At 45.8% G+C, this 18,305-nt stretch carries 15 protein-coding genes; 4 read left to right on the top strand and 11 right to left on the bottom strand.

Features of this window, described 5'->3' with window-relative positions; all coding sequences use genetic code 11:
- Positions 1-52 precede the first annotated feature (52 nt).
- The 3 genes from QZZ55_RS13940 to QZZ55_RS13930 all read left to right on the top strand — a co-directional run bounded on the left by QZZ55_RS13940 (position 53) and on the right by QZZ55_RS13930 (position 3,668).
- Entirely contained in the window at positions 53-1,399 is a 1,347-nt protein-coding gene (locus QZZ55_RS13940) for an FAD-binding oxidoreductase (RefSeq protein WP_293267946.1), read from the top strand.
- A gap of 118 nt (positions 1,400-1,517) precedes the next feature.
- Positions 1,518-2,627, top strand: coding sequence for a hybrid-cluster NAD(P)-dependent oxidoreductase (locus QZZ55_RS13935; RefSeq protein WP_293267945.1), 1,110 nt, complete (start codon positions 1,518-1,520; stop codon positions 2,625-2,627).
- 96 nt (positions 2,628-2,723) lie between these two features.
- Positions 2,724-3,668 carry a LysR substrate-binding domain-containing protein gene (locus tag QZZ55_RS13930; RefSeq protein ID WP_293267944.1) on the top strand — a complete coding sequence of 315 codons (945 nt, stop codon included), beginning with the start codon at positions 2,724-2,726 and terminating at the stop codon, positions 3,666-3,668.
- A gap of 79 nt (positions 3,669-3,747) precedes the next feature.
- On the opposite strand, the gene QZZ55_RS13925 is transcribed toward QZZ55_RS13930, so the two are convergent.
- Both QZZ55_RS13925 and QZZ55_RS13920 read right to left on the bottom strand, forming a co-directional pair.
- Positions 3,748-4,503 (bottom strand): SDR family oxidoreductase, encoded by a 756-nt coding sequence (locus QZZ55_RS13925; protein ID WP_293267943.1) that lies wholly within the window; start codon positions 4,501-4,503, stop codon positions 3,748-3,750.
- A gap of 9 nt (positions 4,504-4,512) precedes the next feature.
- On the bottom strand, positions 4,513-5,280 hold the full coding sequence (locus QZZ55_RS13920; RefSeq protein ID WP_293267942.1) for an SDR family NAD(P)-dependent oxidoreductase: 768 nt from the start codon (positions 5,278-5,280) through the stop codon (positions 4,513-4,515).
- Between the two features lie 564 nt (positions 5,281-5,844).
- Here QZZ55_RS13920 and QZZ55_RS13915 point away from each other — a divergent pair.
- The gene (locus QZZ55_RS13915) at positions 5,845-6,876 is read left to right on the top strand and encodes a putative sulfate exporter family transporter (protein WP_293267941.1); all 1,032 of its coding nucleotides are present in this window, start codon (positions 5,845-5,847) and stop codon (positions 6,874-6,876) included.
- Positions 6,877-7,235: 359 nt separating this feature from the next.
- Here the strand turns inward: QZZ55_RS13915 and QZZ55_RS13910 are convergent, their stop codons facing one another.
- From QZZ55_RS13910 to QZZ55_RS13870, 9 genes are all read right to left on the bottom strand, one after another.
- A complete protein-coding gene (locus tag QZZ55_RS13910; protein WP_293267940.1) occupies positions 7,236-9,173 on the bottom strand; it encodes a PEP-CTERM sorting domain-containing protein in 1,938 nt (645 codons plus the stop codon).
- Between the two features lie 382 nt (positions 9,174-9,555).
- Complete coding sequence (locus QZZ55_RS13905) at positions 9,556-10,569, bottom strand: formate dehydrogenase subunit gamma (protein WP_293267939.1); 1,014 nt, start codon at positions 10,567-10,569, stop codon at positions 9,556-9,558.
- Between the two features lie 61 nt (positions 10,570-10,630).
- Entirely contained in the window at positions 10,631-11,251 is a 621-nt protein-coding gene (gene fdh3B / locus QZZ55_RS13900; RefSeq protein ID WP_293267938.1) for a formate dehydrogenase FDH3 subunit beta, read from the bottom strand.
- A 13-nt stretch (positions 11,252-11,264) separates the two neighbouring features.
- Complete coding sequence (locus QZZ55_RS13895) at positions 11,265-14,129, bottom strand: formate dehydrogenase subunit alpha (protein ID WP_293267937.1); 2,865 nt, start codon at positions 14,127-14,129, stop codon at positions 11,265-11,267.
- A 28-nt stretch (positions 14,130-14,157) separates the two neighbouring features.
- Positions 14,158-14,358 carry a twin-arginine translocation pathway signal gene (locus QZZ55_RS13890; RefSeq protein ID WP_293267936.1) on the bottom strand — a complete coding sequence of 67 codons (201 nt, stop codon included), beginning with the start codon at positions 14,356-14,358 and terminating at the stop codon, positions 14,158-14,160.
- A gap of 48 nt (positions 14,359-14,406) precedes the next feature.
- Positions 14,407-15,036, bottom strand: coding sequence for a molecular chaperone TorD family protein (locus QZZ55_RS13885; protein WP_293267935.1), 630 nt, complete (start codon positions 15,034-15,036; stop codon positions 14,407-14,409).
- 19 nt (positions 15,037-15,055) lie between these two features.
- Positions 15,056-16,756 carry a 4Fe-4S binding protein gene (locus QZZ55_RS13880; RefSeq protein ID WP_293267934.1) on the bottom strand — a complete coding sequence of 567 codons (1,701 nt, stop codon included), beginning with the start codon at positions 16,754-16,756 and terminating at the stop codon, positions 15,056-15,058.
- A 282-nt stretch (positions 16,757-17,038) separates the two neighbouring features.
- A complete protein-coding gene (locus QZZ55_RS13875; protein ID WP_293267933.1) occupies positions 17,039-17,710 on the bottom strand; it encodes a DUF3306 domain-containing protein in 672 nt (223 codons plus the stop codon).
- Entirely contained in the window at positions 17,700-18,149 is a 450-nt protein-coding gene (locus tag QZZ55_RS13870) for a DUF3305 domain-containing protein (protein ID WP_293267932.1), read from the bottom strand. The genes QZZ55_RS13875 and QZZ55_RS13870 overlap by 11 nt, the downstream gene beginning before the upstream one ends.
- Positions 18,150-18,305: the final 156 nt, after the last annotated feature.

The following is an 18,305-nucleotide window of genomic DNA, read 5'->3' as shown; positions in this document are numbered from 1 at the left end:
TCCGCATAGGCGCCGACGAAAGTGCTTATGCGGTTCAGACAGGAACCGATTTATGAGTAAAAATATTCAAGTAAAGCGCTTGCCTAAGGACCCAGGGCCTGCTGCTTGGAATAGCATATTACCTGCAGCATCTGGGTATCCTCAACTTAACGATGATATTACTGCAGACTGGGTTGTTGTCGGTGGTGGCTTTACTGGCCTTGCAGCAGCTCGTCGGTTAAGCCAACTGGTAGGCGATGAGTCGATTGTTTTGCTTGAAGCAAACCATTTGGCAGAAGGTCCAGCAGGGCGCAATTCAGGTTTTATGATCGATCTTCCCCATGATCTGAATTCTGAAACCTATGCGGGTGCACATGAGCATGATTTACAACAAATTCGTTTGAATCGAGCAGCCATTGATTTTGCTCGTGATATGGCAGAAGAATACGGGATGGCCCCTGAAGTATTTAATCCTTGCGGCAAAGTTACGGCTGCTGGATCAAGCCGAGGTGGGCAGCATATAGAAAGCTACCGCAAGCACCTTGAGTCTCTGGGTGAAACATATCAGTTGATGAATGCTGGAGAGATGAAAAACTGGACGGGTATTGAATTTTATCACCAAGGTTTATTTACACCTGGTGCAGTAATGATCCAACCAGCTGCTTTTGTACGTAAGGCCGCACAAGGTTTAAGTAGTAAGGTTATTTTCTTTGAGAAAAGCCCGGTTATCGGAATAGAAACCGGTGAAGTGCACCGACTGAACACGCCTAGCGGCTCAGTTAAAGCGAAGAATGTGATTTTGGCAGTTAATGGACATATTCAGTCGTTCGGTTTTTTTCCGCGACAATTGCTGCATGTCTTTACTTATGCGTCGATGACTCGTGCTTTGAGCAGCACAGAAATAAAGCAACTGAAAGGTGTGAGTGATTGGGGTGTGTTACCGGCAGACCCGATGGGGACAACTGTACGGCGCAGTTCCGATTATATGGGAAGCGGACACCGTGTTGTGGTCCGTAATCATGCAACGCTTAATCAGAACATGGAAGTAACCGAACGTAATTTGCGCAATGCGGCCAAGCTTCAAGAGCGGTCTTTCGCTCGTCGTTTTCCTATGCTGAAAGATGTTGATATTGAGCATCGCTGGGGTGGCAGGCTTTGTTTATCTTGGAACTCGATGCCGGCTTTTGGTGAGGTAGAGCAGCGTATTTGGTCTGCGGCTTGCCAGAATGGCTTGGGCACTGTTAAAGGTACTCTGTCTGGGATGATGGCAGCAGAACAAGCCGTATTAGGTAAGTCGGAGTTATTGAGTGAATTTTTAGAGCACCAGGCACCTTCAAAACTACCGCCTGAGCCTTTTCTTTCACTGGGTGCGAATATGACCATGAAATGGAAAGAGTGGCAGGCTGGAATCGAACTGTGATTTTGCATTTTTCAACTATTCTGGCTATTACAAACATTGAAGTTAGTAAAAGTAACTTTTATAAAAACAGCGATTAAAAATAAATTAGGCAGATTGTTAAGGCTGCCAGGAGAGGCCAATGAGCGAATTTAATACCTCCGATTTCATGAACCCAATGATGACACAAACATGGTCAAACGGTCGTCATGAGGTGCGTTGTGTCAAAGTCATTGCAGAAACGCATGATGTAACTACTTTTACCTTTGGCATGAATCAGCCGGTATTGTTTTTCTTCAAACCGGGGCAGTTTGTTACATTAGAACTAGAAATTGATGGTGAGCGAGTGATGCGCTCATACACTATTGCTAGCTCGCCTTCGATCCCATATAGCTTTTCAATTACCGTAAAGCGAGTGTCTGGCGGCAAGGTATCCAACTGGCTGCATGATAACCTTAAATCGGGTGATCAGATCGCGGTTCATGGCCCAGTAGGGCAGTTTAACTGTATGGATTTCCCCTCAGAGAAAATACTCTTATTGTCCGGTGGTGTAGGAATTACTCCCGTGATGTCAATGGCACGTTGGTGGTTTGATACCGACTCTGAAGTAGACATTGTTTTTGCCCATAGTGCCCGCAGTCCTAGGGATATAATTTATTCACGTGAGCTGGAATATATGTCGAGCCGAGTCGACAATTTCCAGATGCATCTGATTTGTGAATCGACAGGGATTGGGCAAGCATGGAATGGTTATCGTGGTTATCTTAACTACCACATGCTGAGTTTGATCGCCCCTGACTTTATGACGCGTGAAGTGTTTTGTTGCGGTCCAGCTCCCTATATGAAAGCGGTTAAGTTGATGCTGCAGGGTGTCGGGTTTGATATGGATCGCTACCATGAAGAATCTTTTGGCGAGACTCCCGTTGCAGATGTTGCTTTGGCAGAAAAGCATGCTGATGCAGCTGAGGTTGAAAACTTACAGCCTAAAGAGATGGTACACGTTAGCTTTACCGAAGCGGGCCAGTCGGTTGCGGTAGCGCTGGGTACTAATCTAAATGAGGCGGCCAATGAGGCTGGGGTAAATATCGCTAAGGCATGTGGTGTAGGTATCTGTGGAGCCTGTCGAGTAAAAGTCATTTCCGGTGATTTTGAAATGGCTCAAAATGGCGGCATTAGCGAGGAAGAGATCGAGCAAGGGTATGTCTTATCTTGCTGTACGAATGTGACTGGCGATATAGAGATAGATTACTAGTTTGTTTAGTTTTGGCTAGAAGGATTAACGACTACTTTATACAGGGCTGCGGCCCTGTTTTTTTATTAATGAAGTGCGCTGTTTTTCGAGTAACTTATGCAACAGAAGCTCATGCAACAGAAGTTAAGAGGCCTACCGTCATTGACTGCGCTGCGCACTTTTGAAGTGGCGGCACGGTATTGCAGTTTTAAACAAGCAGCAGATGAGTTGTGTGTTAGTCAGGCTGCGGTAAGCCGACAAGTTAAGCAGTTGGAAACGCAATTAGATGTTGAGCTGTTTGTGCGTAGTCATCGAAGAGTCGATCTAACAGAGCAGGGTAATAAGCTGTTTCAGACAGTGCATCGCTCGCTAGCAGATATAGCGGCTATAAGTTGCGAAATACAATCAGGCCCTCGCCTAAGCAATATTAACTTGTATGCCACCAGTTCATTTTCACGGCTGTGGCTGGTGCCACGTCTTAATCAGTTACGTAGGGTGCACTCACAGATCCATCTACATCTGATCAGCGTGGAAGAAAACCCAGCGATGGCAGACAAGTTTGATGCGGGTATTACGCTTGGATTGGAGGATAACAGCGCTTACCAGTCTGATTTTCTGTTTTCGGAGGATGTATTTCCTGTCTGTACGCCGGCATTTCTTGAGGCTAACCCAACAGCCAACTCTATAGAAGGGTTGATGCAACTACCGTTACTTGAGCTGGATGCTAAGTTTTGGAATGCGAAATGGTGGTCTGCAGTGGATTGGTCATTTTGGTTAGATCAGCAAGGCTTGGACTGTGCTGATGTGAGCGCTGAGGTCTCTTTTAGCCATTTTCCGATGCTATTGGATGCGGTATTGCAGGATGTAGGGGTTGGCCTTGGTTGGCAGCATCTGGTACAGGATATGTTGGATGATGGGCGGCTTATTCAGCCGGTAACAGAACGTTATTCAGCACCGGGACGAAAACATTATTTTGTCTGTCGTAAAGATCTAGCACAAAAGCCTGAGATGAAGTTATTACGCGCTTGGCTGCTGGAGCAAACGGCTATTTTTAGAGTGTGATAGCTCATTTTAATAATATATATGGCTCGTTCGTTAGAAAAACCGGTAATGCTCATTACCGGTTTGTTGTCTGTACAGGTCAAAAAGGTAGAGGTAATTTGGCTGTTCTGCCGCCATCGATAACAAAATTTTGGCCGGTGATAAATCCTGCTTCCTCAGACACTAAAAAAGCGACCATGCTGCCGATATCAGAAGGCTCACCGGTTCGACCGACAGGGTGCATCGCGCGTAGGTCTTGCTTGGCTTGCTGCGGATCATCTTGGGCATTAATGTAATCATTACTCAGGTCTGAGTTAATCCAGCCAGGGGCAATGGAGTTACAGCGGATGCCATCTTTACCCAGATCAATGGCCAAGGCGCGAGTGAAACCGTGAACGCCAGCTTTTGAACCACAATAAGCAACATGATAAGGGTTAGCACCGATGCCTTCGATAGAGCCAATATTGATGATGCTAGCATTACCTTTGGCGCGCATCTGACTCAGCACCGCTTTAGCAAGAAACACCGGTGCCCGCATATTGACGATCATCATACGATCCCAATTTTCTTCGTCCATATCCTCTATATGTTGCTCGAACATAAAACCGGCATTGTTAACAAGAATGTCGGTGCCCCCAAGCTTTGCAGCAACTGATGCGATCTGATAGGGCGCTTCGATCTCGCTCAGGTCTGATTGAATATAAAAAACCTTGGCGTGACTTTGTAGAACTTTATCAAGAGGTTGGCGCTGGGCTATTAATACCCGTGCTCCTGCGGCCAGCAGTCTTTCGGTTATACCACGGCCGATACCACGGCCTCCGCCTGTGACAATGGCTAGCTTATCTTGTAGATTCATTATCAATCCTCACCCTGATACCGGTTTTGCACCGGTGACTTCTATGGTTTCACCAGCGATATAACGCGACTGATCTGAAGCGAGAAAAGCGATTACATCAGCGATATCTTCAGGCTCTGCAATACGCCCAAGCGGTACTGTTTTGTTAAGTTCTTCCACGGCCTTATCTGGATCAAGACCGCGACGCTCAAATCCACTTCTAATCATCGGTGTATTGATCTCATGCGGGCAGACCGCATTAACGCGTATTTTCATAGGCGCACAGTCACGTCCCAAATTTTTAGTCAGTGCTGCAACGGCGCCCTTACTTGTGCAATAAGCAACGTGCGCAGGCCCTGGGTGAGTGCCCCAGACAGATGAGGTATTAACGATTGCTCCACCACCGCGTTTTTCCATATGTGGGATGGCTGCACGGCACAGGAAAAAGACGGCATTAAGGTTAACGTCCATCGCCAGAGACCACATGTCATCAGTGGTTTCTTCAATAGTGCCCCTTGGAATGACGCCAGCATTGTTAAGTAAAATGTCGATTCCACCAAAGGTCTCGATGGTAGCCTCGATCAGCTGCTCGCAATAATCCTTTTCACGTAGGTTGCCAGCAAAAAAGGCGATGTCGGCTCCTATTGCACGAGCCTCTTCAGCGACGTCCCGACAGCCCGTTTCATTCATATCAGCAATCATGATGCGTGCACCTTCGCTAGCAAAAAGCCTCACTAACGTACGGCCAACACCACCTGCACCACCGGTAATAACGGCAATTTTATTTTCGAATCGCATTATTTTTTATCCTTATTCTACAAAATTTCTCAGTGTCTATATGACTGATGGTGCCGTAATAATAGGGAAGGCGACAAACGATTTTTTGAGCGGATTTAGACAACTTTAGGTTAAGTAAGATAGGTTTTTTTTATGTGGATTATGACTGTCTGATAATGCAGTTATTGTGGATGTCTATGTTTTCTAAGGACGTGATATTGCTTGAGTTTTTCCATTACATTTTCATGTGTTGTCAGGTATGTCGTCAATGATGACATAGTGTTTTTTATTATTGTAGAAAGTGTATTGATGTTTTTCTCAGGGGTATAGGTTAGAAAAACCCAGATGTGAATCGAAAATGATCTCTTCAGGTGCTGATATGATAATCCTTCAATGAATGGTTCTTAATTGGGAATTGGTTTTGCCTGACTCATGCCAATTATTATTGAGTTGGTTGTATCAATCTGGGTTAGTTGGTCCTTTGCATTACCAGAGCCGCTGTTTAATGTTGTTGATATTAAAGCATTTAAATAACAGTAGGCGCACTGGTTAAACGGATGGCCACACAGTTTGGAACAAAATTTCATGTTTAACTCGATAAACCAACAGCAAAGCCTTGTTATGCAGTGGCGTGATAAATTTCAACAACTGATACCGGGCTTTGCGCTTTGTGTTGTTGTTGCTATGGCCGCAAGTTTTGTATCAGAACATTACGGTGGTCCGGTAATTTTGTACTCGTTGCTCATGGGGATGGCGCTTAACTATCTGTCTACCGAGGGGCAGTGTGCTATCGGTATTAAGTTCTCAGCCAAAACAGTTTTGCGTGTTGGTATAGCGCTGTTGGGAGCCAGAATTACGGTTGAACAGCTTATGAGTTTAGGTGTTACACCGATTGTAATCGTATTGCTTGTTGTTCCTGCGACCATTTTTTTTGGGGTTCTCCTTGGCAGCTGGTTAAAACTCGGGCGCTCACAAAGTATCTTAACCGGTTCATCTGTGGGTATCTGTGGTGCTTCGGCAGCATTAGCGGTAGCGGCGGTGTTGCCACAGGACAAAGACTCAGAAAAGAACCTGATTTTTACGGTTATCTGTGTCACAGCGCTTAGTACTGTTGCGATGATTGCCTATCCGCTTATCGTTACCGAGTTTGACCTTGATACGGCTGCTAGTGGCGTGTTCCTTGGTGCGACCATACATGATGTAGCACAGGTGGTTGGTGCGGGTTATATGATGTCGGATGAGATTGGTGATGTGGCTACGTTTACCAAGCTGTTGCGAGTATCGATGCTGGTGCCCGTTGTATTAATTATCTCTTTGGTTGCATCCCGTTGGGGTGTTACCGATACAGGTAACACCCCAACGGGCTTTCCACTTCCAGGCTTTTTGGTTGCGTTTATTATTATCGTATCAATTAACAGTGGCGGCTTTTTGGTTCCTGAAGTAGCGACCACTATGGTTGAGCTGTCGCGCTGGTGTTTGGTGGTGGCAATGGTAGGGTTGGGGATGAAGTCTTCCTTTAAAGAGTTGGCTGCAATGGGCTGGAAACCGATTGTGTTGATGTTGGCTGAGACGGCATTCTTGGCGGTGTTGGTACTGGTCTGTCTACGTTTTATGTGAATTTTCAATAGAAAAAAGGTCACAAGATAAAACGTTTATTTATGTGTGCAGTTCTGCGTTTAGCCTCTTGGTGTATGGAGCAAGCAGCGTATAGATGTATTTGATATATGATCGATTCAGACTTGCATAAACTTATTGAAAGTCTATGCAAGTCCGATTCTTACAATAGCTGTTACAGGGTGAGCGAAGAGCTAGGCGTTACTACTTATCGCTTTCACCGTTTTTCACTTCGTTATACCAAAGGTCATGATGCTGCTTTAGAAAAAAGAATGCCTTTATTGTATATAGTAAAGGCATTATATGTTTAGGTTTGATCTTGTTAGTTGCTTAGTTTTGAAACTGAGTCCAAAAGAATATATCTAAAGTGATAACTGTTTGCGTCGATATAGCAGTGTTATTATTCCAGCAAGCAGTAGTAAAAAGGTGCTAGGTTCTGGAACTGAGGATGCTGTTATGTCAATCCATTGACTATTTGCAAAGTCAACATTGAGCATTCTTCCGCTAGTCGAGTGGGCGATAAAGCTATCTGAATCCAGTCCAAATATATCTCCACCTGCCACAAACATATCTTCAAAAACAGGCATTACCGAGAAATCTAGTAATATGTCAGCAAGAAAGGCATCAGTGAAAACTATTTCTACGATGGCATCTATAAAGTGCATATCGCCAGAAACATTTAGGATGTCATAACTCCCAGCAGAAGCACCGAAGACCTCCATCACTAAACGGCCAGATGCTGTTTGGGTGTAATCACCGTCAATAGATAAAATACCGGGAGAAAAACCAGGACCGATGATGCCACCATCATTAATTAAATCGGCAGTGATCTTACCACCACTTCCCTTAATCTCTCCTCCGTTTCCTACCCATACCTCAGCAGCTGTAAGCATGCCTCCATTTTGGATATTAACTGTTGCGTTAGCATTTCCTCCACCAAAAGTTGTTGGAGATCCGATAAAAACCTTTGCATCAGAAACGAGGTTGCCAGCTTTTGATGCGGCAGGGTTTTCGCTAGCAACGAATGTATCGCTACTGACCTTGAGAGAAGAGCCTACTCCATCAATCGTTAATACGGACGTGGCGCCTTCAGGTTTGCTGGGAAAGGCAATCCCAACAAATGCTCTACCTCGTGTTTCACCGTGAACATTTACCTTGCTACCGCTTGATATCGTCATGCTAGCGGTACTATTGTTTACAGCGCCTGCTTCCATCGATCGTCCTATTTCTAAATCAGCACGTCCAGAATCAGTTCTAGCTGAGTCAGTGGTGGCTGTAATGTTGATGGTTGCTTCATCAGAAAGAGTGGCTCTACCATCGACATTTGGGCCGTCAGTAACAATTAACTTAGCTTGGTAACCTGATTGAATATTAACTACAGCATCATTCCCTGAAATATCTAAAACGCCTGTAGCTTGACCATTGATGGTGCCGGTTCCGTTAAGCTTGTCAGGTTGCACTCGGCCTACACGAAGAGTAGAAAAACTATTTAGGGAGTCAATGTTTAAAGAGCCTGAGGTGATTCGTAATGAACCTGTCGAGGTTAAGTTTGGATCTGAATTATAATCGAGGGATGCTCGGTTTGATTCATCTCTTATTAGGCCTAGATTTAAGCTAGCACCATCATTATGCCCTAGAGGCGCTTTATCAAGAATGCTTACGCTTCCTTGATTAGAGATGAGTGCACTACCGTTGCCTCCATGTCTACCTATGTGAATGGAAGCTCCAGTACCCTCTACTGAGACATTACCATTATCGACATTAAGTTGACCTTGCCCGAATTTATCGCGACCAACCATTATGGTATTTGAGGATGTTACTAGCTCAGGGACGCCATCGATTAGTGCTTGATCGGTTAATGAAACCTGAGCGTCGTTGGATACTGTCATGGTGCCTAAACCGTTTCTGCCTACTTGAATGGACCCACCCGTTCCGGCATTACTTATTGCACTTATACGGCTACCTGCGCCATCAACAGTGATCGTACCTTGACTGCCGAGCCGCCTTCCGGCAACAAGAAAGGGGTCGCTATGGATTGGGTCTCCGGCGCTGTCTCTGATAATTTCATTGGTGATAGGGTCTCGTGGGGGGATGGTTTGAATTATGAGTTGTCCACCATTTTCTACGACCAGCTCTCCGACTCCAGTCCTACCAACATAATAATTTATATCAGACTCGAGTTGAACATCTCCGTCAGGAATAATATCACCAGTCTCGATGATAGCAGCTGATACAGGTAAACTCGTTATTAGGGTGAAACCTAATAACATTGCTAATTGGCTTTTATTGCTCCACGTCATGATTTTCTCCATCTCATATATGAGTAGATTATTTCAGGACAGAGACTTAGATATATACTGATGACCAAATCCCTGCAGTCTTCTTCCAATACCAAAATGTAGAAGTGCACTTTTTATGCCGGGGATTTATAAACCTTTCTAAAAACAGATAGGTATGAATTCGGGAATGTTAATTATTCATACATTTGTTTTATTTGTAAAAAATACTGACACATAATGAATGGGAGGGATTAGTGATTACGTCAAGTGTTAATGTCGAAGGTATATGCTTGCGGGCTATTGTCTATTTGTATTAAACCAGACCTGCATATGCTTCTTATAAGTCTATACAGGTCCGATTCTTACAATAGCTGTTACAGGGTGAGCGAAGAGCTAGGCGTTACTACTTATCGCTTTCACCGTTTTTCACTTCGTTATACCAAAGGTCATGATGCTGCTTAGCCCAAGCTTCATCAACATGGCCACTTTTCATGCCTTCTAGCGCGCCTTCTGTACCTGCAGTACCGATATAAATATGCCCGAACGAAGCGGCTATCAGTAATAGGGATACTGAACCATGAATCAGGTTCGCAAGTTGCATTGTTTCACGGTATTGGCCAAAGTTTGGGAAATCCATCACTAAGCCGCTAATACAAACAACAAGACCGGCTATTGTTAGCACCCAAAACCATGCTTTTTCACCACCGTTCATGTAGCCCGCGCTAGGGTGGGCTTTGCCAACCATACCGCCGCCTTGCATAAACCATTTGATATCTGTGCTGTTAAAGAAGTTATGTTTCATCCATTTGATGATCATAACTAACAATGCCAGTACAAACAGTGGCCCTAAGTAGTTGTGAGCTAACTTGCAGGCTATAGCGTAGTTACCCCAGAGTGAATCACCTAATGCCGCTCGTAGGAAAAATTTTCCATACAATAATGTTAAGCCTGAAATTGCCAAGATGATAAACAGCGTGGCAACTGTCCAGTGCAAAGCGCGATCAAAGCGCTTCCAGCGCTCAACTGTGCTACCCGTACGAGGGGAGTCGAGCTTGTTTTGGCCAACCAATATGTAAAACAAAAGCAGCACGGCAAGTGTTCCGCCCATGGCATAGGCACCTGCTGGCGTTACCCATTGGTTGCGCCATAGACGCCACTCTTCACCTTGCACATTGATGAGTTGGTTGGCTTCTGTGGCTTGTGATTGTGTGCGCCCGGAATCGCCTTGTTGTATGGCTCTCCAGTACTCAGGGCCAGCAAAGCTAGCTACTTTTCTTTCAGCAGGTCTGGCTTCAGAAGAGTTAGACGCTTGTGTTATTCCAGAGAATAACAGCGTGAATGCCAACGTCAGTGCGAGCAAGGGCAGCAGTAAGGTATGAAATGGCAGTGTGAAACGGGGCCATTTATGTGGAATCATAGATCCCCCTAAAAATAAGGCGCCGGACTTTTCCGGCGCGTTAAGGGTTAAGAGCTAAGACTTAGGCTTTAGGTTGTGTTGCATCATAAGCTAGGTCTGTTTCGTTCTGAGGTGTTGCTTGTGCCCAAGCGCCATCATTGTGGCCTCGGTAGACCACACGCTCGCGGAAGATATCAGACACTTCAGCGGCATCACCTGCCAGCAGTGCTTTGGTAGAGCACATTTCAGCACACATGGGCAGCTTACCTTCAGCGATACGGTTGGAGCCGTATTTTGCTTTCTCTTCTGGACTGTTGTCCTCTTCAGGCCCACCTGCACAGAAAGTACACTTGTCCATTTTTCCACGCTCACCAAAAGCAGCATCGCTTGGAAATTGTGGTGCACCAAATGGGCAGGCAAATAAGCAATAACCACAGCCGATACAGCCATCTTTATTGTGTAGCACTATCCCGTCTTCAGTTTGATAGAACACGTCAGTAGGGCAGACCGCCATACAAGGTGCGTCCGTGCAATGCATGCACGCAACCGAAATGGAGGTTTCGCCGGGTTCGCCGTCATTAATAGTGACTACGCGGCGACGCTGGATACCCCATTCAACGTTGTTCTCATTTTTACAAGCTGTGACACAGCCGTTGCACTCGATGCAGCGCTTAGAGTCACAGAGGAATTTCATTTTAGCCATGATCTGTTACCCCTTATGCGGTAGCTTTATTGATACGACACAGGGTAACTTTCGATTCCTGCATCTGAGTGACTGGGTCGTAACCGTATGTGGTAGCTGTGTTAGCTGCCTCACCGGTAACATAAGGAGCTGCACCTTTAGGGTATTTATCAGTGAGGTCTTTACCCTGGAAGTGGCCACCGAAGTGGAATGGCATAAACACCACACCTTCATCAACACGGCGAGTTACGAGTGCTTTAACGCGAACTTTGCCGCCTTCCGCACCTTCAACCCATACATCGTCACCATCTCTGAAACCGATATTGTTAGCATCCACCGGATTCACCTCGACAAACATTTCTTGTTGAAGCTCCGCTAACCAAGGGTTAGAGCGGGTCTCTTCACCACCGCCTTCGTACTCAACTAAGCGGCCTGATGTGAGAATAATGGGATACTCTTTAGAGAGATCTTTGTCCTGAATCGATTTATACAGCGTTGGTAGGCGGTACAGTGATTCTGCGTCGTCCCATGTTGGGTATTTGCTGACTAAGTCACGTCGTGGAGTATAAAGTGGCTCACGATGAAGTGGCACTTTATCAGGGAAGGTCCATACCACGGCACGTGCTTTAGCATTACCGAAAGGTGAGCAGCCATGTTTGATAGCGACTCGTTGAATACCACCTGATAGATCGGTTTTCCAGTTTTTACCTTCAGCTTGGGCTTTTTCATCTGCAGTTAAATCGTCCCACCAGCCAAGTTTTTTCAGCAGTTTATCGCTAAACTCAGGATAGCCATCTCTGATATCTGAGTCTTTCGAGAAAGAGTTCTCAGCCAGTAGGTTTTCGCCTTCACGCTCTACACCAAAGCGTGCACGGAAGGTCAGTCCGCCTTCAGCGACAGGCTTACTTGTGTCGTACAAAATGGGTGTGCCTGGGTGTCCTTGTTCTGCAGTCCCCCAGCATGGCCACGGCATACCGTAGTATTCACCTGATATAGGGCCGCCTTCACCTTTTAGCGTATCGTAGTTGAATGTGTGCCAATTTTTCTGGTGCAACTTCAAACGCTCTGGACTTTGTCCGGTGTAACCGATAGTCCACATACCTTTGTTTATTTCTCGGGTAATGTCTTCTATGAGCGGCTCGCCGTCCTTAATCTCGATATTTTTGAAGAGCTCTTTACCAAAACCAAGCTTGTTAGCAAACAGGTTCATGATTTCGTGATCAGGTTTAGATTGAAACAGAGGGTCAATGACCTTGTCTCGCCATTGGATTGATCGGTTTGATGCAGTAACCGAACCATATGTTTCAAACTGAGTACAGGCTGGTAGCAGGTATACGCCATTTTTTCGATCGGACATAACGGCTGCATGTGTTGGATAAGGGTCAACAATAACGAGCGTATCAAGCTTCTCAATGGCTTTTTTCATTTCTACGCCACGGGTTTGAGAGTTGACGGCGTGGCCCCAACATACCATGACACGTAGATTATCCTTTTGGTCGATCTGCGCTTTATCTTCAAGTACACCATCTATCCAACGAGAAACAGGGATACCTTTGTTATTGATAGGCTTCAGTTTGCGATAAACTTTTTGGTCGAATCGGTTTTGGACCCAATCTAGATCCACTCCCCAAACTTTAGACCAGTGCTTCCACGCGCCATCGGATAAACCATAGTAGCCTGGCAATGTGTGCGACAGAATGCCTAAATCGGTAGCTCCCTGGACGTTGTCATGGCCGCGGAAAATATTAGTTCCGCCACCCGATTTACCCATATTACCTAGCGCTAGCATCAGGATGCAGTAAGCACGGGTGTTGTTGTTACCTGTGGTGTGCTGGGTACCACCCATACACCAGATAACTGTACCTGGACGGTTTTCAGCAAGCTCTTTTGCCGCACGGCGCATTTGCTCGCCTGTAACACCGGTAACGTTTTCAACTTCATCGGGTGTCCATTTGCTGACTTCTTCGCGTACTTCGCCCATGCCATAAACACGTTGTTGGATGAACTGATCATCTTCCCAGCCGTTTTCAAAGATATGCCATAATAGGCCCCATACAAAGGCAACATCTGAGCCCGGACGAATACGAATATATTCATTGGCATGAGCAGCAGTACGAGTGAAGCGTGGATCAACACAGATAATATGTGCTTTGTTGCGTTCTTTTGCTCGTAAAATATGCTGCATTGCTACGGGGTGAGCTTCTGCAGGGTTAGAGCCAATAAGAATAATGGATTTAGAAAAATGGATGTCATTGAACGAATTTGTCATCGCTCCATAACCCCAAGTGTTTGCAACACCGGCTACGGTTGTTGAGTGGCAAATACGTGCTTGGTGATCGACGTTATTTGTGCCCCAAAACGCAGCATATTTACGGAACAAATAAGCTTGTTCATTACTAAATTTTGCAGAGCCTAACCAGTAAACAGAATCGGGACCAGATTCTTGGCGAACTTGTAGCATTTTGTCGCCGACTTCATCGATAGCTTGCTCCCATGAGAGTTTTTTCCACTGGCCATCAACCAACTTCATTGGGTATTTTAGACGACGATCTCCGTGGCCATGTTCTCTTACGGCAGCACCTTTGGCGCAGTGTGCACCTAGATTAAAAGGGTGGTCAAAAGCGGGTTCCTGGCCTGTCCAAATACCATTTTGGACTTCAGCATACACACCGCAACCAACCGAACAATGCGTACAAATTGTACGCTTAACTTCCGTTGGTGCACCTCTGGGTGCAGTGGCAGCTTGTGCTTGTTGCATCATGCCGGGTGCCATCATGCCTGCTGTTGCTACACCACCGGCTGCAATACCAGAATTTTGTAAGAAGCGCCGACGACTTAAGCCCAGCCCAGATGTCTGGGAAGTAGCGGACGGCTGATCAGATTTTTTTGTTAGTCTCATGTTCTCAGATCCTCACCTGTTCGTTGTATCAGTTACGTAACGTGTCGTAATAACTACGAACATGCTCAGTTTCCTGGTAACCCGAACTTTTAGTTTCTTCTTCTGTTTCTGTGGCTACTTCTGCATTGACGGTGCCGGCAACAGCAACAGCGCCTACAGCTGTTCCTGCTAGCCCCATTGTTTTCAGAAACCCGCGACGCCCTGTATCAGGCTTTTCTTGCTGGCTCATAATTTTTCTCCGCTCTGTAAGTCGCTTATGTAGTTAAGCATCCTGTTTTTATTGTTGTCCGCTCTCACGTGCGGCAGGAGATAACTGCAGGAACCAGTTATCTTCCTGTTGCATAAAAGCGGCGCCTAACAAGCCGGCAGCGGTGTAAAACACTGCGTTATCCGCATTCTGCAAATCTGTAAAAAACGTAGTTGTCCAGCTTTGTAAATGTTGCTGCCAAAACTGGTGTTGGGTTGCATAGCCGTGGCCATCACTGATGAGAAGGCTCATTACTTCGCACAGTGCTGCAATGTGATCTTCTGGCTCTTTAACGTTGGGTTGTCGTTCAAAGCCCAGCCGGTTTAAGTCTTCACGCAGTAAAACGAGAGGTTTCTCCATTAACGAGCCGGTTAAGTACCAGCAAGCAAAGGGCATCAGTTCTCCTCGGCCAACGCCAATGAAAAGATGATGAAACTCGTCATCAAGCTGTTGAGATCTGCTGTGCTTAGCGGCCAGTGCTAAGGTGCTCCAAGCACGTGCCATTGGAGTGTCTTCGTCTTGGTCAGGCTCTAAGCTTTCAAGCCACTCAAGTAGTTTTCCGTTAGGTGCTTGGCGTAATAGTGTTGCGAGTAAGGCGTAGATATCAGCTCTTAATTGGTCAGTTTCCTGCATAGCAGGAGTCGCGTTAATCATGTTCATGGTATTTAACTCCTCGTGCTTACAGTTCAAGTTGCTTTTCTGGGTGCTGTGTCAGGTCGACATAAATATCTTTAACTCGGCAGTCTTCGCACATTTTCAACCTATTAATGGCATCCCCTTGAAACATACGGTGTTCACTAAGCTTGGTGAGCATTTTCTCGACGGTACGTCTTGGTGCAAAAGGCTTGCTGCATGCAATGCACTCAAAGGCTTCATCGACATGGATCTCTATAGCTTGTTTGCGTGTATCCAATAGCAGCAGGCGTGACTCTAAGGCGATGGCATCTTCGGGACAGGCACGTTCGCATAGATTGCACTGAACACAATTTTGCTCTGTAAAATTAAGTGCCGGCTTTTCTCCTCCACTGGTTAGGGCCTGCGTCGGGCAGACCGCAACACAGGACAAGCATAATGTGCAGCTTGAAGAGTCGATGGTGACTTGACCAAAAGGAGAACCCGCCGGCAGGGTGAGGTGTTCGGGTAAAGTATTGGGTGCGTGTTCAGTCAGATGATCCAGTGCTGCAAACAGTGTGTCACGCTTGTTTTCATGTGAGGTGTGTATGGCCGTTGACACTGTTTGTTGAGTAAATAAGTTGTTCAGTTGCTCGGGCAAGCCTGTGCCCAGCTGTTCACGATTAATTACTTGGATTTGAGATGGCTGATAACCCAAACCGGCCAGCATGGTTTGCGTGAGTTTGACTTCACGTTTAAGCAGTGAACGGATGGATTCGGGCACAGCGGGTGTATCTAATAGCAATATATGGCTGATACCTGAGGCTAATGCAGCAAGCCATATTTCTTGGCCTGCGGCGGTAATCTCTTCCAGCTCAATCGGTATTAGGTTGCCAGGTAGCTGTGGTAGTAGTTCAGAGACTATTTGTTGCCCTTGCTCATGATCATGCAGTAATAGGGCAGGTTGAGTGCCGCCAGCTTCTTGGTAAGTCAGTAACAGTTTTTGAATATAGTCCAGTAAGCGGGCCGGTTGTGGGAGTGTGTAGGTAATCGCACCTGTTGGGCATGCTGTTGTACACCCGCCTGCACCGTGGCAAATGTGTGGGTCAATATTGATTATGTCTTTTATTGAACTAATGGCATTGGCTGGACATACGTCTAAGCAGCGAGTACATCCTATTTGCCCACGATTTGAATGCGCGCAAATGTCGTTATTAATCTGAAAATATCGTGGTTTTTCAAACTCACCGATGTAGTTAGGCAGTTGCTGTATGACTTCGCTGAAGTTATCTGCATTAGGTGACACATGAAAGTATCCTGCAGGTGCCAGTTCAGCGTCAGCAAATAATGACTCTTTACCAAGATTAAGGACTAAATCAAAGGTAGCGCGGTTTTGAGTGAGTTTAGCGAGTTCAATCGACTGTGCTTCATGTTGAACAATGACTTGAAACTGGCCTAAAAATCCTTTGATCGCTTCGATTTTAGTTTGATAGGCGGGTAAGTTTGCCGCTGCAGTGAGTGCCAGCTCTACATGCGCACTGTCGGTATTCTGTATTGCTTGGGTACACAGTAGAGTAATGCTGGCCATGTCTTGGAGCTGTTCAGCTGCAAGACGGATCATATCTTCGGAGCCAGTAATTAGCAGGTGCCCTTGGGTGCTGAAACTCACCGTGGCAGGCGCTAAGTTGTGTGGCGGCGTGACACGTGCTTGCGCAGTTTGGCGTGCAGTTAGCTGTGTCATACTATTCAGGGGTTGCTCGTTTGTCATTTAATACCTCACCTGACCACTGACAACATGTGCAACCTTTAGCGGTTACGGGCAGTCTGTCTTTGGTATCGACAGCTGTTTATTATTCATGTTGTTAGGGGTGCCAATCTGTACTCACCCGAACAGATTGAAATCACTGATATAAATAAAGCAAAAGCGAAACCAGAAAAATCTGAAAAAAGCGTCTTAAAATGGGTGTAGATCAGAGCGCCTTGTGTCGAATTGCTTAAGTGTGGGACATATTGTCTGCCTGTCCTATGGCGTGTGAGTCAAATCGGCGCGTTACCCTTCGAGGTCCGCATCGCCCAAGTCATCATCTTCATCCGCAAGTAACTCGATATCTTTATTAGTCAATGAGTTAGGTGTCGGTGTTTTCGCTTCTTCTTTTTCTTCTAATGAGAGCTCTTCTGTTAGTTCTTTCTTAGGCTGTGATGTGAGCTCTGTTGTAAGTTCATCTTGTTTTTCATGTAGCCAACTACGCATTTTGGCGGCGACTTCTTGTGCCAATGCAGGCATTTTGCTGAAGTCTTCGTCATAGTCATTAAGGCCATCTCGGATATTGAATTGCGGTAAGTTAAACAACCGACGTAGTGCTAAATTTCGTAATTCGTCACTGACTCCTGATGAGAAAAATTGATTGAAATTAGATTCTTCATTTAGGCTTTCCAGAGGAGGCATGTCCTCATCGGTTAGGGGTGGCGTTTCAGCTAAATCTAGGTTTGTGTCGGAATATTTTTCATCAGGACTGCCTTCGCAAGTGTTGCTTTCATGCAGCTCGATACCGGTTTCAATTAATGATGTTTCAATGGTTGTATCTGGAAGAGTACTGTCTTGTCGCTCGTTATGTGTTGCGACGAATGTGCCTTCAGGCTTGTTAGATTTAGTTTCTAATGCTTGTGCTGCTCGCTCTGACTTGAGGCGAGACCAGCGAGAGATAAAAGTTTTATCGTTCACTGCTGCGCCCCTTTCCTCTTTTTTTCTTTTTCTTGCCTTCGTCTATTAGTTCTCCATGTATTCCTAGGTAGCTGTCTAACCAACATTGCACGGCGGCAGGCATGGGTGTTTCTAATACTTGATGTTCACCATCCATAAATGATGCGGCTTCATCTTGGCTGGCGGTAATATGTATGGGGGTTAATGCGCCGTCTGTTTCATCTTCATCACAGAGTACGAAAAGGTGAGGTGATGTTGAGTTTAGATTAAAGCGGTAGGCGGTTCGCTCATCTTTATGAAGCTCTAAATCTATATTGATGTAGCTTTCTTGCTCATCCGATTTTGGTACTAGCTCTTTAATGCTCCAACGTTCGGTTTCCCAGCCGCGAGTCAGCACAGTTTCATGCTGTAGGGCTATTTGCATGGGCCAACGATCAGTACTTTTGGTGGCGGACATCATCCGGCTCCTTTTGTAAGTGTATTAAAAGCCTTAGCAAGGGATGGGCCAGTAAGTGCTAATAGCGGTGTTAGGAGCCTGCTAAAGCATTGCTTCCCGCCCGAAGTGGCTTATATACAAAAAAGGTCTATAAGGAATCTAATCGTTTTCAGTCTGGGC

Source organism: Neptunomonas sp. (assembly GCF_016744175.1).
Taxonomy (GTDB): domain Bacteria; phylum Pseudomonadota; class Gammaproteobacteria; order Pseudomonadales; family Balneatricaceae; genus Neptunomonas.
This window is presented reverse-complemented; position numbering and strand designations above follow the sequence as displayed.